The following is a 21460-nucleotide window of genomic DNA, read 5'->3' on the forward strand; positions in this document are numbered from 1 at the left end:
GGATGTGGATTCACGTTTGAAGTGCACCGGTTGAGGCTTGGAGAAATGCCTCGGCGGGGGTTTGGAAGTCGAGGCATTTTCTGGGCGTGTCGTTGAGCCGCTGGGCATAGGCACGCAATTGTGCGGGCGAGAGGTTGTCGAGGTTGGCCTTGCGGGGCAGGAAGCGTCGCAAGCGACCGATGGTGTTCTCGATGCCGCCTTTCTGCCAGGGGCTGCGCACGTCGCAGAAGAAGGTCTGCAGGCCGAGGTGATGCAGGCGCTGATGCTCGGCAAACTCTGTTCCGTTGTCGAAGCTGATGGTGCGGCGGAGCACCTGTGGAACGTCGCGGAGTTGGCGTTCGATGCGCTGTGCGGTGATCGCTGCTTTGCGCGTGGGCGGGTGGTCGAGCAGGGTGAAGCGGGTGGTGCGCTCGTGCAGGACGAGGATGTTGTGGCCGTAGGCGGCGAACAGCATGTAGTCGGCTTCCCAGTGACCGGGCTGCTGGCGCGTCGTCGCCTCGGCCGGGCGCTCGGTGAGGGGGCGGCGCTGGCGGATGAAGCTGGCCGGGCTGCCGCCCTGCATGCGGTACCGACCGCGCCGGGACTTGGCGCGGGGCAGCAGGCGGTGCCAGTAATCCTTCTGGCCTGAGCGATGATAGACGAAGCGGTAGATTGACTCGTGGCTGATGACGGTGCGACCCGTCTCGCGCGCCAGCCGGCCGGCGATCTGCTCGGGCGAATGTCCCATCGCAAGGCTTTGCCTCACCTGGTCCCGCAGGTCCGGTTGGCGCACCAGCTTGAAGCGGCAGTCCCATCGTCGTCGCCGCTGCGCCAGTTCGTGCGCGCGCGCTGGCGCATAGCCGCCAGGCCAGGCCCTGGTCGCACGGCTGTTGCGACTTACCTCTCGGCTGACCGTCGTGTGGCAGCGCCCGATCGCCGCGCCGATCCGCCGCGATGACCAGCCCGCCTCCCGAAGCCGCGCAATCTCCATCCGCTCGTCAAGGCCGAGCTGCCTGTAGCTGTGTCCCATCGCGCCACCACCCTATCGGTGGTGCACTTCTTTCGTGAGTCCGGGGGATGACGGGTGGGGAGAGGAGGCGCTTTCCCGCCGTCGTCACCCCTGGCTTGACCCGGGGTGACGGAAGGGTGCATTTCCTTTGTCTTGCACCGCAGCATCCCCTACGGTCGCGCGCCGCCATGAGGGGGAGTGAATTGGCGACGCAGCCCGCCTTGTTCGATGCCGCGATCCATGCGCGCCGCTGGGCGGAGCGTTATTGCGCCGGCGCGGCCCCGGCGGACGTGCTGCACGACGCGGCCGACGCCGCCTGGCTGGCGATGCTGGAGGAGCTGTCCGCGGTCGCGGGCGACGACCTGGGCCATGCGCGCGAGCGGGTGCAGCGCCATGCCGCCGACATCGGCACCGGCTTCCGCATCATCGGCGAGGAAGCGGAGCGCCCCTGGCCGGTCAGCCCGGTGCCGCTGCTGATCGAGGCCGACGACTGGGCGACGATCGAGCGCGGCGTCGTCCAGCGTGCGGGGTTGCTGGAGACGATCCTCGCCGACCTCTACGGCCCCGCCACCCTGGTCGCGCGCGGGCATGTCCCCGCCACCGTCGTCACCGGCAGCCCCTATTACCTGCGCCCGCTGGTCGGGCTGCCGCCTCCCGGCGGGCATCACCTGCACTTCGTCGCGTTCGACCTGGGGCGCGGGCCGAGCGGCGAGTGGCGCGTGCTGGCGGACCATCTGCGCGCGCCGGTCGGCGCGGGCTATGCGCTGGAGAACCGGCTGGCGGTCAGTCGCACCTTGGGGGGCCTACAGAACCGGCTCAACGTGCGCCGCCATGCGCCGTTCTTCGCCGCGTTCCGCGCCGGCCTCGCGGCATCGTGCCATCGCGCCGACCCGCGCATCGGGCTGCTGACGCCGGGGCGGTACAATCCCAGCTATGCCGAACAGGCGCATCTGGCGCGCTACCTGGGCTTCCTGCTGGTCGAGGGCGACGATCTCGCCGCGCTGGAGGATCGCCTCTACGTCCGCACGATCGGCGGGCTGAAGCGTATCGACGCCCTGTGGCGGCGGCTCGACCCGCGGCTGCTCGACCCGCTGGCGTTCGATTCGCACTCGCGGATCGGGGTGCCGGGGCTGATCGACAGCTGGGCGCAGGGCAATGTCGTGCTCGCCAATGCGCCGGGCGCGGGCGTGCTGGAAAGCCGCGCGTTCGGCGCCTTCCTGCCGCAGCTTTCCACCCGGCTGACCGGCGCCGACCTGATCCTGCCCAATATCGCGACCTGGTGGTGCGGGCAGCCGGCGGAGGCGGCGCATGTCGCCGCCGAACTCGACACGTTGCTGCTCTCCTCGGCGTTCGGCGCGCGCACCCTGGGCCTGCCGCGCGACGCGCAGGTCGCGGGCACGGACCTGACCCGCGACGAGCGCGCCGCGCTGCTGGACGACATGACGCGCCGGCCGCAGGATTATGTCGGGCAGGAGGTCGTCCGGCTGTCGACCATGCCCGTCGTCATCGGCGACGCGCTGGAGCCGCGCCCCTTCACGCTGCGCGTCTTCGCCGCGCGTGACGCCGATGGCCGGTGGCAGGTGATGCCGGGCGGGTTCGCGCGGATCGGCGAGCATCCCGATCCGCGCGCCGCGGTGCTGGGCGAGGGGACATGGTCCGCCGACGTCTGCGTCCACGGTCCCGATCCGGTCGCGCCCGTCTCGCTGCTGCCCGCGACCGACTCGGTCCATGTGCGGCGCAACCCGGGCACCCTGCCGAGCCGGGTGGCGGACAATTTCTTCTGGCTGGGCCGCTACCTGGAGCGCGGCGAGGCGCTGCTGGCGGTGATCCGCGTGATGCTGGGCAATTCGATCGACGCCGATGCCGGCGCCGCGCTGGGCGCGCCCACGGTCGGGCGGCTGGTGGGGGAGATCGTCAACGCGGGCGCCGCGCCGCATCCCGACACGCTGCGCCGCGCCGACCTGACGCAGATGGCGCGCACCGCGATGGAGGCGCCCGGCGACGAATGGCAATCGGTCGCCGCGATCAACGCGCACGCACGCCGCATCGCCGCGGGATCGCGCGACCGGCTGTCGGCGGACATGTTCCGGCTGCTCGACGCCCCCTTCCCCACGCATCGCGGGATGCTGGACCGCGCCGGCTCGCTCCAGCGCCGCTATGCCGCGATCGCCGGCCTGTCGGCGGAGCATATGGGGCGTACCGCGGCATGGCGGTTCCACGACCTGGGCCGCCGCGTCGAGCGCGCGATGGCGGTGACGCGCGCCGCACGCGCCTTCGGCATGGCGGGCGCGTCGCTCGACGATCTGTCGACGCTGCTCGATTTGGGCAATAGCCAGATCAGCTATCGCCAGCGCTATCTGACCGGGATCGCGCGCGTGCCGGTGGTGGACCTGACCCTGCTCGACCCCGGCAACCCGCGGGCGCTGGCGTTCCAGGTGGAGGCGATCCGCGACCATCTGGCGCGCCTGCCCGTGCTGGACGACGACGGCATGGCGGAGGCGCAGCAGATGGAGGCGACCGCGCTCCACGCGCTGGTGTCGACCGCGCAGGCGACGACGCTGGACGCCGACCTGTTGTACGAGGTGGAGCGGCGGCTGGCGCGCGTGTCGGAGGCGATCGCGCGGCGCTATTTCCTGCAGGGCGCGGAGCCGCTGCGCGCCAGCGGACTGACGCTGGCGTGATGCGCTACGACATCCATCACGTCACCCGCTTCGCCTATGGCAATGCGGTGCGGTTCGCGCGCTGCAACCTGCGGCTGAAGCCGATCGACTGGCCAGGGCAGACGCTGGAGCATTACGATCTGGTCGTCGCCCCGTCCGGCCGCGCCACCCCGGCGCGCGCGGAGGCCGGACTGGCGCATGTCACCCGGCTGGTGGTGGAGGAGCCGGTACGCCGGCTGACGATCGAGAGCCGCGCGCGGATCGCGGTCGACCGGCTGGTGCCGGTGCCGGCCGCGGACGATCCGACGCTGGGCGAGGTCGCGGCGCTGGCGCGCGCGTCGGGCGACCTGTCCGCGGCGGGGCCGGCGGCCTATCTCTACCCCTCGCCGCTGATCCCGCTCGACCGCGAGATCGCGGACTGGTGCGCGCCCGATCTGTCGCCGGGGCGCAACGCGCTGGAGGCCGGTATCGCGCTGGCGCGGCGGATCCAGCGCGAGTTCACCTTCGACGGCACCGCCACGCTGGTCGACACCCCCCCGCACGAGGCGTTCCGGCATCGGCGCGGCGTGTGCCAGGATTTCGCGCAGATCATGATCACCGGCCTGCGCGCCGCCGGGCTGCCCGCGGCCTATGCGTCTGGCTATATCCGCACCATTCCGCCGCCCGGCGAGGAGCGGCTGGTCGGGGCGGATGCCACCCATGCCTGGGTCTTGCTGTGGTGCGGGCCGGCGCGCGGCTGGGTCGGCGTCGATCCTACCAACGGCATCTGGATGGCGGGCGACCATATCGTCGTCGCGATCGGGCGCGACTATGCGGAGATCGCGCCGGTCGACGGCGTCGTGCTGGGCGCCGGCGCGCAGGACATGGAGGTCAGCGTCGATGTCGCACCGCTGGCGAGCGCAGACGATTGCGCTGTGGCGGTGGCTGCCCCACATAGCTGAGTAACACACCAACCGGGGATAACATGGCCGATCCTTATGCGACGCTGGGCGTGGCGCGCGGCGCCAGCGAAGCTGACATCAAGAAGGCGTATCGGAAGCTCGCCAAGGAGCTGCATCCCGATCGCAACAAGGACAATCCCAAGGCCGCGGAACGCTTTTCGCAGGTCACCTCCGCCTATGACCTGCTGACCGACAAGGACAAGCGCGCGCGCTTCGACCGCGGCGAGATCGACGGCGACGGCAATCCCGCCTCGCCGTTCGGGTTCGGCGGATACGGGGGCGGGGGCGGGAACCCGCGCGGCGCGCCCGGCGGCGGCGGCTTCCGCGCGCAGCAGTTCGATTTCGGCGCGGGCGAGAGCGCCGACGTCTCCGATTTGTTCGAAGGGCTGTTCGGCGGGCGCGGCGGCGGCGGGGGCTTCGCGAGCGGGTTCGGCCGCCGTGCCGCGCCGCCCGCCAAGGGAGAGAACATCGCCTATCGCCTGCCGGTCGCCTTCACCGATGCCGCGTCGCTCGCGCCGCAGCGGGTGACGCTGGGCGACGGGCGCACGATCGACCTGAAGCTGCCCGCGGGTGTCGAGACCGGCACGCAGATGCGCCTCGCCGGCAAGGGGGAGCCGGGTCCGGGCGGGCCGGGCGACGCGATCGTCACGATCGAGGTGCAGCCGCACCGCTATTTCACGCGCGATGGCGACGACGTCCGCCTCGACCTGCCGATCACGCTGCGCGAGGCGGTGGAGGGCGGCGCGGTGAAATGCCCCACGGTCGAGCGCCCGGTGATGATCACCGTCCCCGCCGGCAGCACGTCGGGCAAGACGCTGCGGCTGAAGGGCAAGGGCTTCCACCGCAAGGGCGGCGAGCGCGGCGACCAGCTGGTGACGCTGGTGGTCGACGTGCCCGCCGACGATGCCGCGCTGAAGGCGTTCGTCGCCGGCTGGAACGGCGGCGGGAACCCGCGCGAGGGGATGGGCGTCTGAGCAGGCGTGACCGATGACGGCCCGATCGCGCTGACGCCCGAGGATCGTGGCCGCCATCACGGCGCCGCACGCCGCCGGCTGGACCGCCAGCTGGCCCGCGTGCGGCCGGGCCGATACACCTGGGAAGTGCTCAAGCGCGCGCTGATCGGCGTCTATAACGACGGCTTCATGCACGCGGGCAACCTCGCCTATCTCGCGCTGATGACGGTGTTCCCCTTCTTCATCGTCGCCGCCGCGATCGCCTCGCTGTTCGGGCAGAGCGCGGAGGTGCAGCATGGCGTCGCCAGCTTCCTCTCCGTCCTGCCGCCCAATGTCGCCGACATCCTGAGGAAGCCGATCGCCGATGTGCTGGTGGCGCGCACCGGCTCGCTGCTGTGGCTGGGCGCGCTGATCGGGCTGTGGACCGTCGGCAGCTTCGCGGAGACGATCCGCGACATCTTCCGCCGCGCCTATGGCACGCGCAGCACGCAGTCGCTGTGGCGCGCGCGGCTGGGCCTCAGCCTCGCGATCATCGCCTCGGTGGTGATGGCGCTGTTCGCCTTTCTGGTACAGGGGCTGCTGACCGCGGCGGAGCAGTTCATCTATCGCCTGCTGCCGGTGGCGCAGGAGGTGGCGAGCTGGCTGGGGATCGCGCGGCTGGTGCCGGCCGCGATCATGTTCGGCGCGCTGTACATGCTGTTCTATTCGGTGACGCCGGGCAAGTACCGCCGGTCGGACAGCCGCAAATGGCCCGGCGCGCTGTTCACCACCATCTGGTGGGTCAGCATGACCGCGGGCCTCCCCTTCGTGCTGGCGCAGCTGGGCGGCTACGATCTGACCTATGGCAGCCTCGCGGGCGTTGTGGTGATGCTGCTGTTCTTCTATCTGATCGGGCTCGGCCTCGTCTTCGGCGCGCATCTGAACGCCGCACTGGCGGAGCCGCCGGATCCGGTAGTAGAGGGGCCGGTAACGAACGAAGAGGCGGTGACGGCGTGAACGGATTGATGGCGGGCAAGCGCGGGCTCATCATGGGACTGGCGAACGACAAGTCGCTGGCCTGGGGCATCGCGAAGCAGCTGAGCGAGGCGGGCGCGGAGCTGGCCTTTTCCTATCAGGGCGCGGCAATGGAAAAGCGCGTGCGTCCGCTGGCGGAGCAACTGGGCGTCGCGCGGCTGTTCGACTGCGACGTGTCCGACATGGACGCGCTGGACGCCACCTTCGCCGCGCTGGCGCAGGAATGGCCGACGATCGACTTCGTCGTCCACGCGATCGGCTTCTCCGACAAGTCGCAGCTGCGCGGCAAGTTCTACGACACCACGCTCGACAATTTCCTGATGACGATGAACATCTCGGCTTATTCGCTGGTCGCGGTGGCGAAGCGCGCGCGCGCGATGATGCCCGAGGGCGGCTCGATCGTGACGCTGACCTATTATGGCGCGGAAAAGGTCATCCCGCATTACAACGTGATGGGCGTGGCCAAGGCAGCGCTGGAAACCAGCGTGAAGTATCTCGCGGTCGACCTGGGGCCGGAGAACATCCGCATCAACGCCATCTCCGCCGGCCCGATCCAGACGCTGGCGGCGCGCGGCATCGGCGACTTCAACTATATCCTGAAGTGGAACGAGCTGAATTCGCCGATGCGCCGCACCGTCACGATCGAGGATGTCGGCGGCGCCGGCCTGTACCTGCTCTCCGACCTCGCCAGCGGGGTGACCGGCGAGGTGCATCATGTCGACGCCGGCTATAACGTCATCGGGATGAAGGCGGAGGACGCGCCCGATATCGCGCTGGCCTGACGCGGCCGGGATGGGAATCGCGATCCGCCCCGCCGGCGCGCCCGATGTCGCCGCGATCGACGCGCTGCTGCGCACCAGCTTCCCCGCGCCGGACGATGCCGATCTGGTGCGCCGGCTGTGCGTCGACGGCGACATGGTGCTGATGCTGGTCGCGGTGGAAGAGGAAAGCGGCGCGCTGGCGGGCGCGATCGCGTTCAGCCGGATGCAGGTCGTCGTCCACGACAAGCCCGTCCCCGCGGTCGCGCTCGCCCCGCTGGCGGTCGCGCCCGCGTGGCGGCGGCAGGGCGTCGCGGAGGCGCTGGTGCAGGCCGGGCTGGAGGCGCTGGAGACGGCCGGCGTGGTGCTGTGCTTCGTGCTGGGCGAGCCGGACTATTACGAACGCTTCGGCTTCCACGCCGATTATGCGCGCAATTTCGCCTCGCCCTATGCCGGCGATTATCTGATGGCGATGCCGCTGCAGGGCGGGCTGATGCCGTGCGGGGTGCGCGGCGCGGCGGAGCATGCCGGGGCGTTCGCGGCGCTGGGGTGACTAGAAGCCAGTTTCCGTCACCCCGGACCTGATCCGGGGTCCCGCTTCTCTTCCGTCGCAGCAGAAGCGGGACCCCGGCTCATGGCCGGGGTGACGGACGTTTCGCCCCCTGTCCTCCCCGCGCGCGATCTGGCATGGCGCGCGCCATGAGCTTCAACACCTTCGGCCGCGTGTTCCGCTTCACCACCTGGGGGGAGAGCCATGGGCCGGCACTGGGCGCGGTGGTCGACGGGTGCCCGCCGGGCATCGCGCTGTCCGAGGAGGACATCCAGCCGTGGCTCGACAAGCGCCGCCCCGGCCAGTCGCGCTTCACCACGCAGCGGCGCGAGCCGGATCAGGTGCGCATCCTGTCGGGCGTGTTCGAGGGGCGTACCACCGGCACCCCGATCAGCCTGATGATCGAGAATGTCGACCAACGGTCGAAGGATTATTCCGAGGTCGCGCTCGCCTATCGCCCCGGCCATGCCGATTATGCCTATGACGCCAAATACGGCTTTCGCGACTATCGCGGTGGCGGACGGTCGTCGGCGCGCGAAACCGCGGCGCGGGTCGCGGCGGGCGCGGTGGCGCGGGCGGTCGTGTCGCAGGTGCGCATCCGCGCCTGGGTGGAGGCGATCGGCGGCGATACGATCGACGCGGCGAACTTCGACGATGCGCAGGTCGACGCCAACCCCTTCTTCTGCCCCGATGCCGCCGCCGCCGCGCGCTGGGAAGCGACGGTGGACGCCGCGCGCAAGGCGGGATCGTCGCTGGGCGCGGTGATCGCGTGCGAGGCGATCGGGGTGCCGGCCGGCTGGGGCGCGCCGCTCTATGCCAAGCTGGACAGCGAACTGGCGGCGGCGATGATGAGCATCAACGCGGTCAAGGGCATCGAGATCGGCGACGGGTTCGCCGCCGCGGCGCTGTCGGGCGAGGAGAATGCGGACGCGATGCGCCCGGGCGAAAACGGCCCCGCCTTCCTCGCCAATCACGCCGGCGGGATCGCGGGCGGGATCGCGACCGGGCAGCCGATCCGCGTGCGCGTCGCGTTCAAGCCGACCAGCTCGATCCTGACGCCGGTCCCCACCGTGACGCGCACCGGCGAGGCGACCGAGATCATGACGAAGGGCCGCCACGATCCCTGCGTCGGCATCCGCGGGGTGCCGGTGGTGGAGGCGATGATGGCGCTGGTGCTCGCCGACCAGATGCTGCTCCACCGCGCGCAATGTGGATGACGCCGCCGGAAAGATCGTGACGGCTGGGGCCAAGTCGTTCGGCGAGTGATGCAAGAATCCGGATCGTTGCGCGTCCGACGTGATCTTTCCTGACCCACGTTGCCGACTCCGTCCATCGGCCGGAACATCGCGCCCCTGCGCGTCGTTGACCTGTCCGCATACGTAGGAGAGATCACGATGCGACACTATATTCTGGCGACCGCGGTCGCCGCGGTGATGTTGCCCGGTGCAGCGATGGCGCAGACGGTGGGTGGCACCGGTGGCGTGGGCGGCACGGTCGGCTCGACCATGGGGCAGACCGGCGGCACCGTCGGCGGCACGATGGGCGGACAGGTCGGCGTGCCCGACGCCACCACCTCGATGGAGCGCGCGCAGGACACCACCACGCGCGCGACGCAGCGGACCAAGGATCGCGCCGCAAAGACGACGAATCGTACCCGCGACAGCGCGCGCCGTACCGGCGACATGGCGCGTGACACGACGACCGGCACCAGCGCCGATGCGACCGTGGGTGCCGACACGACGACGACCATGTCGCCCGGCGGCACCGCGACCGGTACGACCGGAAGCGCCGGGACGACGGTGACGACCCCGCCGGGAACCGCCGGTGCGACGGTCGGCGGGACGACGGGAACGACCACCACGCCGCCGCGCTGATCGCTTTTTGAAAGCCCCTCCCCTTCAGGGGAGGGGTTTGGGGTGGGGCAGTCACGAGCGACAGTCTCGGTGAGACCTCCCCCACCCCCAACCCAGCGGCAGGTAAACGATCCCCCGGATCGTTTAGGTCATGCCGGGGGCATGACCGACCTGCCACTCCTGAAGGGGAGGGGCTCTTTCATCCCTCAATCCGCGAACGGATCGCGTACCAGGATCGTGTCCGCGCGTTCCGGGCTGGTCGATACCAGCGCCACGGGGCAGCGGATCAGCTCCTCGATCCGGCGGATGTACTTGATCGCCTGTGCCGGCAGGTCCGCCCAGCTGCGCGCGCCGGCGGTCGACTGCTGCCAGCCTTCCATCGTCTCATAGACCGGCTCGACCGCCATCTGGTCCGCGGCATGCGACGGGAAATAATCCAGCACCTCGCCGCGCAGGCGATAGCCGGTGCAGATCTTCACCTCGTCGAATCCGTCGAGCACGTCGATCTTGGTCAGCGCGATCCCGGTGATCCCGCCGACGGCGGCCGATTGCCGCACCAGCACCGCGTCGAACCAGCCGCAGCGGCGCTTGCGCCCGGTGACGGTGCCGAACTCATGCCCGCGCTGCCCCAGCCGCTCGCCGGTGTCGTCGGCCAGCTCGGTCGGGAACGGGCCGGAGCCGACGCGCGTGGTATAGGCCTTGGCGATCCCTAGCACGAAGCCGACCGCCGCCGGCCCCAGCCCCGATCCGCCCGCGGCGGTGCCGGCGATCGTGTTGCTCGACGTCACGAACGGATAGGTGCCGTGGTCGATGTCGAGCAGCACGCCCTGCGCCCCCTCGAACAGGATGCGCTTACCGCCTTCCTTGGCCGCGTTGAGATCGCGCCATACCGGCTTGGCGAACGGCAGCACGAAGGCGGCGATGTCGCGCAGCTCGGCGACCAGCGCGTCGCGGTCGATCGGCGGCTCGCCGAAGCCGGCGCGCAGCGCGTCGTGATGCGCGGTCAGCCGATCGAGCTGCGGCCCCAGATCGTCGAGATGCGCCAGATCGCACACGCGGATCGCGCGGCGGCCGACCTTGTCCTCATAGGCCGGGCCGATGCCGCGCCGCGTCGTACCGATCTTGCCCGCGCCCGACGCATCCTCGCGCAGCCCGTCCAGGTCGCGGTGGAACGGCAGGATCAGCGCGCAGGTATCCGCGATGCGCAGCGTTTCCGGCGTGGCGACGACGCCCTGGGCGCCCAGCCGCTCGATCTCTGCCTTCAGCGCCCAGGGATCGAGCACCACGCCGTTGCCGATCACCGACGGGGTACCGCGCACGATCCCCGACGGCAGCAGCGACAGCTTATAGACGTTCTCGCCCACCACCAGCGTATGGCCGGCATTGTGCCCGCCCTGGAAGCGGACGACGACATCGGCGCGCTCCGCGAGCCAGTCGACGATCTTGCCCTTGCCCTCGTCGCCCCATTGCGCGCCGATGACTGCTACATTGGCCATGGATACAGGTCTCCGCCTGCCGGGCGAACCCGCGCGCCCTTCGACAGGACTCGGCGCGCGAGTGGTTCAGCGATGTGCGGGCAGGCGGTTAGCCGCGACGGCGCGAGAGGTCAACGCCGTGCGGCCCGGGTCGTCACTTCTTCGCGGGGGGTTCCGCCGCCAGCGCCTTGTCCTTCTGCGCGGCGGGATCGACCGAGGGCGCGCCCGACGCCGGCGTGCCTTCGTTGGCGATATCGGCGGTGTCGCCCTTCGCCGCGTCGGTCACGTTGGCGACCGCGCCATCCTTGGGCGCCGCGGCGCCCGCCGCCGGGGCGGCCGGCAGCGGCAGGTTGGAGCCCTGCTGGTTCAGATAGGCGATGATGTCCGCGCGATCCTTGGGATTGCCCAGGCCGGCGAAGGTCATCTTGGTGCCGTTGGCGAACTTGCGCGGGCTCGTCAGCCACGCGTCCATCTTGTCGAAGTCCCAGCTGCCGCCAACCGCCTTCAGCGCGTCGGAGAAGGCGAACCCGCCCTTGCCCTGCGCGATCCCCTCGCCCAGCGTGGCGTACAGGTTCGGCCCGATGCCGTTGGCGCCGCCCTGGTTGATCGTGTGGCAGGCGGCGCACTTCTTGAAGACCTCGGCGCCCTTGGCCGGGTCCGCGGTCGCCAGCCGGGTCGCGATCGGCTCCGCCGCCTCGCCACCGCCGCCGCCGGCTTCCTCGACGCCCTCGATCGCATAGCCCATCTTCTCGGGACGTTCGCCGTGGAACATCATGCCACCCACGATCGAGAGCCCCAGCGCCGCACCCGCACCTGCCAGCACCCAGCCCGCAATCGTGTTGTTCCGATCGTCCATGTCGCGCTATCCGCCCCTCTTGATTGCCCACCCCATAGAAAAGCCCCGTCCGCACCGCAAGCGCTTGAGCGAAGACGCTGCGTCTTCTACCCCGCGCGGCCATCATGGACAGCTATGCCGCCCCCGCCCGCTCGCTCGTCGCCGCTTTGGCGGAGGCCGCCGCCGCCGATCCGTCGCGCGCCGTCGCCTTTCAGGGTGCGCCCGGCGCCAACAGCCATGTCGCGGTGGCGGAGGCGTTTCCCGACGCACTGGCGCTGCCGTGCTTCAGCTTCGACGATGCGCTGGACGCGGTGAAGGACGGCCGCGCCGACCGCGCGATGATCCCGATCGAGAATTCGCTCCACGGCCGCGTCGCCGACATCCACTTTTTGCTGCCCGAAAGCGGGCTGGTCATCACCGGCGAGCATTTCCTGCCGATCCGCCACGCGCTGATCGGGTGCGGCCCGCGCGACGGCGTGCGCCAGGCGATGAGCCATCCGCAGGCGCTGGGGCAATGCCGCCACTGGCTGAAGGCGCATGGGATCGAGCCGGTGAACTATGCCGACACCGCCGGCGCCGCCGCGGTGGTCGCGGAACTGCGCGACCCGGCGGTCGCCGCGCTCGCCCCGCCGGGCGCCGCCGCGCTCTACGACCTCGACCTGCTGGCGACCGATATCGCCGACGCCGACCACAATATGACGCGCTTCGTCACGCTGGCGCGGGGCACGAAGCCGCTGGTCGGCGAGGGGCCGTGGATGACGACCTTCATCTTCGAGGTGCGGAACGTCCCCGCCGCGCTCTACAAGGCGATGGGCGGGTTCGCGACCAACGGCGTCAACATGACGAAGCTGGAAAGCTATCAGCGCGGCGGCAGCTTCGCGGCGACCGAATTCTTCTGCGACGTCGAGGGGCGGCCGGGCGATCCGGCGTTCGATCGTAGTATGGAGGAACTGGGGTTCCACTGCAAATGGGTGCGGGTGCTGGGGACCTATGCGCAGGCGCGCGCGCGGGGGTGACGTTCTAGCCCCTCCTCTTTAGAGGAGGGGTTGGGGTGGAGAGGTGTCTCACCGAGACCGACGCGTTTGAGGCTTCTGACTGCCCCACCCCAACCCCTCCCCTGAAGGAGAGGGGCTTTTCTTAGGCTCTCACCGCCGCATGCGCCGCCTTCAGATCCGCCACGAACCGCGCATATTCCACCTCCTTCGCCGCCTCGTCGGGCAGGCGCAGCAGATAGCTGGGATGCACCGTGATCCACGCCTCGCCGCCGTCCGGCAGCCGGTGCGCGCGGCCGCGCTCGCGCGCGATCGTCATCGTCCTGCCGAACAGGCTGCGCGCCGCGGTCGCGCCCAGCGCCACCGTTACCTTCGGCCGCAGCAGCATCTGTTCCTGCTCGATCCACCAGCGGCACGCGTCGATCTCGCCCGCGTCGGGCTTGGCATGGATGCGGCGGCGCCCGCGCGGCTCGAACTTGAAATGCTTGACCGCGTTGGTGACATAGGTTTCCGCCCGCGTGATCCCCGCCGCGGCCAGCGCGCGGTCGAATACCTGCCCCGCCGGCCCGACGAAGGGATGGCCGGCGAGATCCTCCTGATCGCCCGGCTGCTCGCCGACGAACATCATGCCGGCATCCAGCGGCCCCTCGCCGAACACCGTCTGCGTCGCGGGCTTGTAGAGCGGGCAGCGGGTGCAGCCCGCGGCTTCCTCGCGCAGCGCCTCCCACGCGGCGGTCACGTTGCCGCCGATCCCCATCCCGATCTCCGTCCGTGAGGTCGCGATCATCCCGCTCTCCCGTGCCTGCGCGCTCGCCAGCAACTGCGGCACCAGCGCGGTTTCCGGCATGTTCTTCCAGTATTTGCGCGGCATCTCCTTCAGCATCGCGCCGACCTTGACGCGCGCGGGGTTGAAGATGCTGGCGTAATAGGTCTTCCACACCTCCTCGACCGGATCGCCCTCCGGCGCGTCGCCGCGGGTGGCGCCCGGCCCCTGCGACAGCGCCGCGCCGTCCCAGTGGAGCGACACCTCCGGCGTCAGGATCGACCAGCGCATGCTGGCGAAGCGGTTGACGAAGAAGGCGGCGTTGGCGCGCACGATATGATGCTCGGGCTCGAACCAGGCGACGTAGCGGGTTCCGCCCTCCTCCTCCACCGAGCGAAAGCGGAGAAAGGCGCGCATCTTGTGGATGTCGCGCCGCACCGCCTTGGCCAGCCCCTCCAGCCGGCGCACCAGCGGATCGGCATGATCCTCCGCCAGCTTCGGCGTGTCGCGCAGCCGCCACAGCATCGTGTACAGCAGCGCGAACCGCTCCGGATCGTGATGGAGCGCGGCATCGTTGGCGAGCGACAGAAACGCGCGCGAGACGCGCAGCGCGGGGCCTGTCGGATCGGCGCGGGGGGCGGGCGCGGCGGGATCCGCGAACAGGTCGGTCGAGGCGTCGCCCACCTGCCAGACGACACGATCGGGCGGCACCTCGCCTGCGATCAACCCGCGCGCGGCATCGCGCCACGCGTCGACATCGTCGGGCGCCGGGAGGGTGACGGTGCGCATCTACACACCCATTCCGTCATCCCAGCGACGGCTGGGATCTCCCGGTGGCGAGCGATCCGTCCGCCCCGTGAAGACCCCAGCCTTCGCTGGGGTGACGGATGGGCGGCGCGTCACTCCCGCTCGTCTCCGCCTGGCGGGTTGGCGCGCGCCAGTTCCAATTCCTCGGGCTTGCGCTCCTCATAGGTCTCCGCCAGCCGCTCCTCGGTCGCGGCGTCCAGCTCCTTCTCGGCGGCGGGGAACATCTCTTCCTCCTCCTCGTCGATATGATGCTCGTAGCGGTGGCGCATGTGGAAGAACTTCGACTCCCACTCGTCCGACGCGAAATCGAGGTCCATCATCTCGCCCAGCAGGTCGTCGACCTCCTTGTGCTCCGATACCGAGTGGCGCGCATCGTCGCGCAGGTCGGGGTTGCCCAGCATCTCGGCATAGAGCGATTCCTCCTCTGCGGCGGCGTGGCTCTGCACCTCCAGCCGGAAGTCCTCGAACAGCTTGCGGCGCTTCTTCGCGTCGCCCTTCAGTTCGGCGAGTTCCTTCAACATCGTGCGCTGCTTGTCATGATCGCGCTTGAGATCGGCGTAGATTGCGGCGGTGGCCATCGAACGTCTCCTTCGTCGCCGACAGCGCACGACCGGCGCGCCCGTTTCACCCGCGAATCATTCTCACGCCGCGAACAATTCCAGTTGCTGCGTCTTCGCCTTGGGCGCCACCAGCGGCTTCAGTTCCGCACGGTCGGCCAGCACCACCGGGCGCCAGTCCTCGGTGACGATGAACGGCCGCACCCGCGCGATCGACACCGTCAGCCGCGCCACATCGTCGAGCCGCAACCGCCGCCAGCGCCGCGCCGCCAGGATGCTCGCCACCGCCTTGGTCCCCAGCCCGGGCACGCGCCACAGCATTTCGCGCGGCGCACGATTGACGTCGACCGGAAAGCGATCGCGGAACTTGAGCGCCCAGGCGAGCTTGGGATCGATGTCGAGCGGCAGCATTCCCGTCGCGGCATCGGTGGCGGCGACCACCTCCGCGGGCTGAAAGCCGTAGAAGCGCATCAGCCAGTCGGACTGGTACAGGCGATGTTCGCGCATCAGCGGCGGGCGCTGCAACGGCAGCACCGCGGAGGCATCCGGGATCGGGCTGAACGCCGAATAATAGACCCGCCGCAAGCCGAAGCGATCGTAGAGCGTGGACGCCTTGGTCACGATGTCGCCATCGGTCGCGGCATCGGCACCGACGATCATCTGCGTCGATTGCCCCGCGGGCGCGAACTTCGGCGCGGACCTGTAGCGCTTCTTCGCATCGGCCGTATCGACGATCGCGCTCTTCATGTCGCGCATCGCGCCCTCGATCCGCGCGCCATCCTTTTCGGGCGCGAGCCGCTTCAGCCCGCCCGCGGTCGGCAGCTCGACATTGATCGACACGCGGTCGGCGTACAGCCCGGCGCGATGCACCAGCTCCGGATCGGCATCGGGGATCGTCTTGAGGTGGATATAGCCGCGGAAATGATGATCCTCGCGCAGCGATCGTGCCACCTCGACGATCTGCTCCATCGTATAATCGGATGAATGGATGATGCCCGAGGAGAGGAACAGCCCCTCGATATAATTGCGGCGGTAGAAGGAGAGCGTGAGGTTCACCACCTCCTGCGCGGTGAATCGCGCACGCCGCACGTTCGAACTCTTGCGGTTGATGCAATAATGGCAGTCGAAGATGCAGCTGTTGGTCAGCAGGATCTTGAGCAGCGAGATACAGCGGCCGTCGGGCGCATAGGCGTGGCAGATGCCCATCCCCTCGGTCGAGCCGAGCCCCTTGCCGTCCTTCGAATTGCGCTTCGCGGTGCCGGACGATGCGCAGGACGCATCGTATTTCGCGGCATCGGCGAGGATCTCCAGCTTCTGGCGGGTGTCGAGCTGCGCCATGCGTTCGATGTATGTTCGCATCCCCGGCTTGTCGAGGGCGAACCGTACTGCCATGGATCAAGTCCATGCCCCCGCGCGCGCGCCTTCCCCGCCTCATCGATCGCATCGGTCCCAACGGGCCGTATCTGGCGCTGGCGCTCACCTGCCTGATCGGCTGGGGGTTCAAGGCGCATTGCGGCGCGGGATGGACCGGGGCGGAGCAATATACCACCGGCTGCTACAGCGATGCGGTGCCCTTCTGGGGGTTGCGCGGGCTGGCGGACGGCAAGGTGCCGTATTTTCAGGCGCGGATGGAATATCCGGTGCTGACCGGCGCGCTGATCTGGGTCGAGGCGCTGGCGACGCGCCTCATCACCGGCGCGCGCGCCGATGCGGCGGATTTCCTGAACGTCGTCGTGCTGGGCAATGCGATCCTCGCCTTCACGATCCTGGAGATGATCCGCAACGCGGGCGTGTCGCTGGCGCGGCAATATGGCTGGGCGCTGGCGCCGCCGCTGGTGCTGTATCTGGGGCATAATTGGGACCTGCTGGCGGCAACGTTCGCGGTCGCGGCGATGCTGGCGGCGCGGCGCGGGGACGGCGTGCGCGCCACCGCGCTGGCGGCGCTGGGAGGCGCCGCGAAGCTGTTCCCCGTGCTGATGCTGCCGCTGCTGGGGCTGGGCGCGCTGTTTGCCCCCGGGCAGGGCGCGCGGCGGCGGATCACCGGCGCGGCGACGCTGGTGGTGGTCGCGGTTGTCGCGTGGGGCGCGGTGAACCTGCCGGTCGCCGCCGTCGCGTTCGAGAACTGGCGCGAATTCTACGCCTTTTCCAGCGAACGCCCCGGCACCGCGGCAAGCGTATGGGAATTGATGGCGCAGTTCGGCTGGTGGGTGACCGACCTGCCGACGCGCAACCTGTGGTCGTTCCTGCTGTTCGCGGCCGGCGCGGCGACGATCGTCGCGGTCGGGTGGCGGCGGCATGCGGCACATCCGTGGCTGCTGTTCACCCCGGTGCTGGCGTGGTTCCTGCTGACCAACAAGGTGTGGTCGCCGCAATTCGACCTGTGGCTGTGGCCGATGCTGGTGCTCACCGGCACGCGCATGCGCCCGATGATCGTGTTCCTGCTGGGCGACGTGGCGGCCTATTTCGCGGAATTCTGGATGTTCGCGGGGATGGAGGGCGCGTCGCCCTCCGCCACCAACGCCGACCTGCTCGCCGCCGCGATCGTGCGCGGGGTGGCGATGCTGTGGCTGATCCATGCCGCGATACGCGATCCGGCGCCGGAGTGGGTCGGGTTCTCGCGAAGCCGCGACGACGCCACGATGTAGCGCCCGGCGCGGAGCGCCTTTCCATGGTTCGCGCAGAGGACGCTGAGTGAGTAGCGCTCGGCGCACCCGAAGCGCGCCCTCTTCGTGTCTTCGCGGCTTCGCGAGAGAAAATGGTTCACGCGGAGGCGCGGAGGCGCAGAGAGGGACTGCGCAACCCCTCGGCGTCCTCCGCGTGCTCTGCGCGAACCCTATAAATGAGCCGCCCATGGCGGCTCGGAACCTCGCAACGCGCGCAACACCTCCGCGTCTCCGCGCCTCCGCGTGAACCGATTTCACTCCGCCGCGAGCAATTCCGCCGCCTGGAGGTCCACCGACACCAGCCGGCTCACCCCCTTTTCCACCATCGTCACCCCGAACAATCGGTGCATCCGGCTCATCGTCACCGCATTGTGCGTTACGATCAAGTAGCGGGTGTCGGTTTCCTGCGTCATCCGATCCAGCAGGTCGCAGAATCGCTCGATATTCGCATCGTCCAGCGGCGCATCCACCTCGTCCAGCACGCAGATCGGCGCCGGATTGGTCAGGAACAATCCGAAGATCAGCGCCACCGCGGTCAGCGCCTGCTCGCCCCCCGACAGCAATGTCAGCGATTGCAGCCTTTTGCCCGGCGGCTGCGCCATGATCTCGAGCCCCGCCTCCAGCGGATCGTCCGAATCGACCATCGCCAGATGCGCCTGCCCGCCGTCGAACAAGGTCGTGAACAGCCGCCGGAAATGCCCGTCGACCGCCTCGAACGCCGCCAGCAGCCGCTGCCGCCCCTCGCGGTTGAGCGTGCCGATCGAGCCGCGCAGCCGGTTGACCGCCTGCCCCAGTTCCTCCCGCTCCGCCGCGGTGGCGCTGCCGGTCGCCTCCAGCTCGGCGAGTTCGCGTTCGGCGACCAGATTGACCGGCCCCAGCCGCTCGCGGTCCAGCGTCAGCCGTTCGTGCGCCTGCGACTCGGCCTGCGGGGTCGCCACCGTCGTGCTGTCGAACCCCGCCTTGGCCGGCAGCACCGGCGCGGGGCATTCGAATCGCTCGCCCGAGACGCGCCCCATCTCGATGCGGCGCAGTTCGTGGTTCTCGGCGCGTGCCGCCGCGCCCGCGCGTGCCTCGCGCGCGGCAGCCAGCGCCTCGTTGGCGCGCGCCTGCGCGGCATCGGCGGCGCGCACCGCCATGTCCGCGTCGCGCTCGGCCGCCTGCGCCGCCTCCGCCGCCGCGCTCGTCTCGCGATGCGCCACCTCCAGCGCGGCGATCTCCGCGGTCAGCTGTGCCGGGCGATCGACCAGCTTGGCGAAATCCGCGCTCAAATCCGCCGCGCGCCTGTCCATGTCGCCGATACGCCGCGCCGCCTCGCCCGCGCGCGCGCGCCAGCCCTTGGCCTCCGCGCCGCCCGCCGCGCGCCGCTCGCGCGCGGTCGCCAGCGTGCGGTCGTGCGAGGTGCGGTCGGCGCGCGCCAGCGCCACCTGCGCGCGCGCCGCCTGCGCCTCCGCCTGGAGCCGCGCGACATCGCCCGCGGCGCCGCTGCCGTCGGGCAGCGCCGCCAGCGCGGCGCGCGCCGCATCGCGCTCGCGCTCGGCCTCCGCCACTTCCGCCGCGGCACGCTGCCCGCGCGCGTCGAGGTCGGCGCGCTGCCCCGCCAGCCGGTCGAGCTGCGCGGTCGCGCGATCCTCGTCGCGCTGCGCGGTGCGGGTCTCGTCCTCCGCGGTCGCCAGCAGCGTGCGCGCCGACTGCGCCGCGGCGCGCGCGCGCGCGATCCGCTCGTCCACCGCGGCGCGCCGCTGCGTCGCCTGCGCCACCGCCGCCTCCGCCGCTGGGCGTTCGTGCTCGATCGCGGCCAGCCGGTTGCGCCGCTCCATCCGCTCCGCCGCTGCCGCGCCGCCGCCGGTGGTGATATAGCCGTCCCAGCGCCGCAGCCGCCCCTCGCGCGTCACCAGCCGCTGGCCGGGGGCGAGCGGCTGGCCTGAATCCGCCTCGACCAAGAAGATTTGTGCCAACCGGCGCGCCAGCACCCCGGGCGCGGTGACGCGCGCGGCGAGCGGCAGCGTGCCGACTGGGGGCGGCGGGTCGGTCGATCGCGTCGCCGAGCCGCGCCAGTCCGCCAGCGAGGATTCGAGATCGTCGCCCAGCGCCGCCGCCAGCGCACGCTCGAACCCCGGCTCGGCGCTGATCGCGTCGACCAGCCGGTCGCCCGCCTCGCGCGTGGCGCGGGTCAGCGCCGCCGCCTCGCCATCCAGCGCCGCCAGCGCGGCGAGCGCGGCGGCGCGCGCCGCCTCGGCAGGATCGCGATCCTCGCGCGCCTCCGCCTCGCTGGTGTCGGCCCAGTCGAGCGCGGCGCGCGCCCTGGCCGCGCGGTCGCGCGCCGCGACCTGCTGCGCCGCCGCCGCGTCGCGTGCCGCCTCCAGCACGGCGGGATCGTCGAGCGCGGCGAGCGCGCGCGCCACCTGCTCGCCGTCCCGCACCGCGCGGTCGTGGCGCGCCTGTGCCGCCGCCAGCGCGGCGGCCGCCACGCGCCGCTCCGCCGCTTCCGCCGCCTGCGCCGACAGCGCCTGCGCCAGCGTCACCTCGACATCGCGCGCGGCGCGTTCCGCGTCCGACAGCGCCTGTTCCAGTGCGGGCACCGCCTCGCTCGCCTCGGCGATGCGGCGGTCGAGATCGGCCGCTTCCTCGACCAGCCGCGTCAGCGCCTCGGCGGCATCATGCGCCAGCGCATCCTCGCGCGCGCGATCCTCCGCGATGCGCTTCGCGGTCGTCTCCATCTCCAGCAGGCGGCGCTGGAGCCCGTGGCGCTGCTCGCGCGCGCGGGTCAGCTGGTGCCCCGCCTCGCCCGCGCGGTCGCGCGCCGCCAGCGCCGCGGCACGCGCGGTCGCCAGCGCCGCCGCGGCATCGCGCTGCGCCGCCAGCGTCGCCTGCTCCGCGGTGGTGGCGTCCGCCACCGCGCGGTCGGCGGCGGCGGCCTCCGCCTTGGCCGCCTCCGCCGCCTGCGCCGCATCGCGCGAGCGCGCGTAGATCATCCGCGCCTCGGCGACGCGGATCCGCTCGGACAGCAGGCGATAGCGTTCTGCCGCGCGCGCCTGTCGCCGCAGCGCCGCGACGCGCGTCGCCTGGTCCGCCATCAGTTCGTCGAGCCGCACCAGATTGGCCTCGGTCGCGCGCAGCCGCGTCTCGGCATCCTTGCGCCGGACGTGGAGGCCGGCGATCCCGGCGGCCTCCTCCAGCATCGCGCGCCGCTCGCCCGGCTTGGCGGCGATGATCGCGCCGATGCGGTTCTGGCTGACCAGCGCCGGCGAATGCGCGCCGGTGGCCGAATCGGCGAACAGCAATTGCACGTCCTTTGCGCGCACGTCGCGTCCGTCGATCCGGTACGCGCTGCCCGCGCCACGCTCGATCCGGCGGACGACCTCGCTCTCGCTCGCGCCGTCCGGTCCGTCGACCTCGGCCAGCAACGCCACCTCGGCGAAGTCGCGCGGCGGGCGCGTCGCGGTGCCCGCGAAGATCACGTCCTCCATCCCGGCGCCGCGCATCGACTTCGCGCTGTTCTCGCCCATCGTCCAGCGCAGCGCTTCCAGCAGATTGGACTTACCGCAGCCATTAGGGCCGACGACGCCGGTCAGCCCCGGCTCGATGCGCAAATCGGCCGGGTCGACGAAGCTCTTGAACCCCGTCAGCCGCAGCCGCTTGATGCGCATCGCC

The 21460-nt window shown here is 70.9% G+C and carries 17 protein-coding genes; 10 read left to right on the plus strand and 7 right to left on the minus strand.

What is annotated here, in order from left to right; genetic code table 11:
* Nucleotides 1–10 precede the first annotated feature (10 nt).
* Complete coding sequence (locus tag PGN14_RS00770) at nucleotides 11–1009, minus strand: IS30 family transposase (protein ID WP_335297500.1); 999 nt, start codon at nucleotides 1007–1009, stop codon at nucleotides 11–13.
* A gap of 167 nt (nucleotides 1010–1176) precedes the next feature.
* Between PGN14_RS00770 and PGN14_RS00775 the strand changes: the two genes are divergently transcribed.
* From PGN14_RS00775 to PGN14_RS00810, 8 genes are all read left to right on the plus strand, one after another.
* Nucleotides 1177–3669, plus strand: coding sequence for a circularly permuted type 2 ATP-grasp protein (locus tag PGN14_RS00775; RefSeq protein ID WP_335297501.1), 2493 nt, complete (start codon nucleotides 1177–1179; stop codon nucleotides 3667–3669).
* Nucleotides 3669–4589 (plus strand): transglutaminase family protein, encoded by a 921-nt coding sequence (locus PGN14_RS00780; protein WP_335297502.1) that lies wholly within the window; start codon nucleotides 3669–3671, stop codon nucleotides 4587–4589. The genes PGN14_RS00775 and PGN14_RS00780 overlap by 1 nt, the downstream gene beginning before the upstream one ends.
* Nucleotides 4590–4612: 23 nt before the next feature.
* Nucleotides 4613–5563, plus strand: a complete 951-nt coding sequence (locus tag PGN14_RS00785; protein WP_335297503.1) for a DnaJ C-terminal domain-containing protein — start codon at nucleotides 4613–4615, stop codon at nucleotides 5561–5563.
* A gap of 6 nt (nucleotides 5564–5569) precedes the next feature.
* Nucleotides 5570–6538 (plus strand): YihY/virulence factor BrkB family protein, encoded by a 969-nt coding sequence (locus PGN14_RS00790; protein WP_335297504.1) that lies wholly within the window; start codon nucleotides 5570–5572, stop codon nucleotides 6536–6538.
* 8 nt (nucleotides 6539–6546) lie between these two features.
* A complete protein-coding gene (fabI, locus tag PGN14_RS00795) occupies nucleotides 6547–7338 on the plus strand; it encodes an enoyl-ACP reductase FabI (protein ID WP_335298016.1) in 792 nt (263 codons plus the stop codon).
* 10 nt (nucleotides 7339–7348) lie between these two features.
* A complete protein-coding gene (locus PGN14_RS00800; protein WP_335297505.1) occupies nucleotides 7349–7867 on the plus strand; it encodes a GNAT family N-acetyltransferase in 519 nt (172 codons plus the stop codon).
* 146 nt (nucleotides 7868–8013) lie between these two features.
* Nucleotides 8014–9081 carry a chorismate synthase gene (aroC, locus tag PGN14_RS00805; protein WP_335297507.1) on the plus strand — a complete coding sequence of 356 codons (1068 nt, stop codon included), beginning with the start codon at nucleotides 8014–8016 and terminating at the stop codon, nucleotides 9079–9081.
* 177 nt (nucleotides 9082–9258) lie between these two features.
* Nucleotides 9259–9738, plus strand: a complete 480-nt coding sequence (locus tag PGN14_RS00810; RefSeq protein WP_335297508.1) for a hypothetical protein — start codon at nucleotides 9259–9261, stop codon at nucleotides 9736–9738.
* A gap of 185 nt (nucleotides 9739–9923) precedes the next feature.
* Here PGN14_RS00810 and PGN14_RS00815 read toward each other — a convergent pair whose 3' ends face one another.
* Nucleotides 9924–11213 (minus strand): adenylosuccinate synthase, encoded by a 1290-nt coding sequence (locus tag PGN14_RS00815; protein WP_335297509.1) that lies wholly within the window; start codon nucleotides 11211–11213, stop codon nucleotides 9924–9926.
* Nucleotides 11214–11346: 133 nt separating this feature from the next.
* Nucleotides 11347–12048, minus strand: a complete 702-nt coding sequence (locus PGN14_RS00820; protein WP_335297510.1) for a c-type cytochrome — start codon at nucleotides 12046–12048, stop codon at nucleotides 11347–11349.
* A gap of 104 nt (nucleotides 12049–12152) precedes the next feature.
* On the opposite strand from PGN14_RS00820, the gene PGN14_RS00825 reads away from it, so the two are divergent.
* A complete protein-coding gene (locus PGN14_RS00825) occupies nucleotides 12153–13043 on the plus strand; it encodes a prephenate dehydratase (RefSeq protein ID WP_335297511.1) in 891 nt (296 codons plus the stop codon).
* A gap of 121 nt (nucleotides 13044–13164) precedes the next feature.
* On the opposite strand, the gene PGN14_RS00830 is transcribed toward PGN14_RS00825, so the two are convergent.
* From PGN14_RS00830 to PGN14_RS00840, 3 genes are all read right to left on the minus strand, one after another.
* Nucleotides 13165–14571, minus strand: coding sequence for a UdgX family uracil-DNA binding protein (locus tag PGN14_RS00830; protein ID WP_335297512.1), 1407 nt, complete (start codon nucleotides 14569–14571; stop codon nucleotides 13165–13167).
* A 110-nt stretch (nucleotides 14572–14681) separates the two neighbouring features.
* Nucleotides 14682–15167, minus strand: a complete 486-nt coding sequence (locus tag PGN14_RS00835) for a hemerythrin domain-containing protein (protein ID WP_335297513.1) — start codon at nucleotides 15165–15167, stop codon at nucleotides 14682–14684.
* Nucleotides 15168–15230: 63 nt separating this feature from the next.
* Nucleotides 15231–16484 carry a putative DNA modification/repair radical SAM protein gene (locus PGN14_RS00840; protein ID WP_335298017.1) on the minus strand — a complete coding sequence of 418 codons (1254 nt, stop codon included), beginning with the start codon at nucleotides 16482–16484 and terminating at the stop codon, nucleotides 15231–15233.
* A gap of 65 nt (nucleotides 16485–16549) precedes the next feature.
* Here PGN14_RS00840 and PGN14_RS00845 point away from each other — a divergent pair, with 65 nt between their 5' ends.
* Nucleotides 16550–17791: a hypothetical protein gene (locus PGN14_RS00845; protein WP_335297514.1), complete on the plus strand. Its 1242-nt coding sequence runs from the start codon at nucleotides 16550–16552 to the stop codon at nucleotides 17789–17791.
* Between the two features lie 272 nt (nucleotides 17792–18063).
* On the opposite strand, the gene PGN14_RS00850 is transcribed toward PGN14_RS00845, so the two are convergent.
* The gene (locus PGN14_RS00850; protein ID WP_335297515.1) at nucleotides 18064–21456 is read right to left on the minus strand and encodes a chromosome segregation SMC family protein; all 3393 of its coding nucleotides are present in this window, start codon (nucleotides 21454–21456) and stop codon (nucleotides 18064–18066) included.
* Nucleotides 21457–21460: the final 4 nt, after the last annotated feature.

Origin of the sequence: Sphingomonas adhaesiva, assembly GCF_036946305.1 — a bacterium.
Classification (GTDB): Bacteria; Pseudomonadota; Alphaproteobacteria; order Sphingomonadales; family Sphingomonadaceae; genus Sphingomonas; species Sphingomonas adhaesiva_B.

Bases quoted from the DNA above. Each gene is read 5' to 3' on its own strand.
- PGN14_RS00770 (WP_335297500.1), bottom strand. From the start codon at position 1,009: ATGGGACACAGCTACAGGCAGCTCGGCCTTGACGAGCGGATGGAGATT.
- PGN14_RS00775 (WP_335297501.1), top strand. From the start codon at position 1,177: ATGAGGGGGAGTGAATTGGCGACGCAGCCCGCCTTGTTCGATGCCGCG.
- PGN14_RS00780 (WP_335297502.1), top strand. From the start codon at position 3,669: ATGCGCTACGACATCCATCACGTCACCCGCTTCGCCTATGGCAATGCG.
- PGN14_RS00785 (WP_335297503.1), top strand. From the start codon at position 4,613: ATGGCCGATCCTTATGCGACGCTGGGCGTGGCGCGCGGCGCCAGCGAA.
- fabI (WP_335298016.1), top strand. From the start codon at position 6,547: ATGGCGGGCAAGCGCGGGCTCATCATGGGACTGGCGAACGACAAGTCG.
- PGN14_RS00800 (WP_335297505.1), top strand. From the start codon at position 7,349: ATGGGAATCGCGATCCGCCCCGCCGGCGCGCCCGATGTCGCCGCGATC.
- aroC (WP_335297507.1), top strand. From the start codon at position 8,014: ATGAGCTTCAACACCTTCGGCCGCGTGTTCCGCTTCACCACCTGGGGG.
- PGN14_RS00810 (WP_335297508.1), top strand. From the start codon at position 9,259: ATGCGACACTATATTCTGGCGACCGCGGTCGCCGCGGTGATGTTGCCC.
- PGN14_RS00815 (WP_335297509.1), bottom strand. From the start codon at position 11,213: ATGGCCAATGTAGCAGTCATCGGCGCGCAATGGGGCGACGAGGGCAAG.
- PGN14_RS00820 (WP_335297510.1), bottom strand. From the start codon at position 12,048: ATGGACGATCGGAACAACACGATTGCGGGCTGGGTGCTGGCAGGTGCG.
- PGN14_RS00825 (WP_335297511.1), top strand. From the start codon at position 12,153: ATGGACAGCTATGCCGCCCCCGCCCGCTCGCTCGTCGCCGCTTTGGCG.
- PGN14_RS00830 (WP_335297512.1), bottom strand. From the start codon at position 14,571: ATGCGCACCGTCACCCTCCCGGCGCCCGACGATGTCGACGCGTGGCGC.
- PGN14_RS00835 (WP_335297513.1), bottom strand. From the start codon at position 15,167: ATGGCCACCGCCGCAATCTACGCCGATCTCAAGCGCGATCATGACAAG.
- PGN14_RS00840 (WP_335298017.1), bottom strand. From the start codon at position 16,484: ATGGCGCAGCTCGACACCCGCCAGAAGCTGGAGATCCTCGCCGATGCC.
- PGN14_RS00845 (WP_335297514.1), top strand. From the start codon at position 16,550: ATGCCCCCGCGCGCGCGCCTTCCCCGCCTCATCGATCGCATCGGTCCC.
- PGN14_RS00850 (WP_335297515.1), bottom strand. From the start codon at position 21,456: ATGCGCATCAAGCGGCTGCGGCTGACGGGGTTCAAGAGCTTCGTCGAC.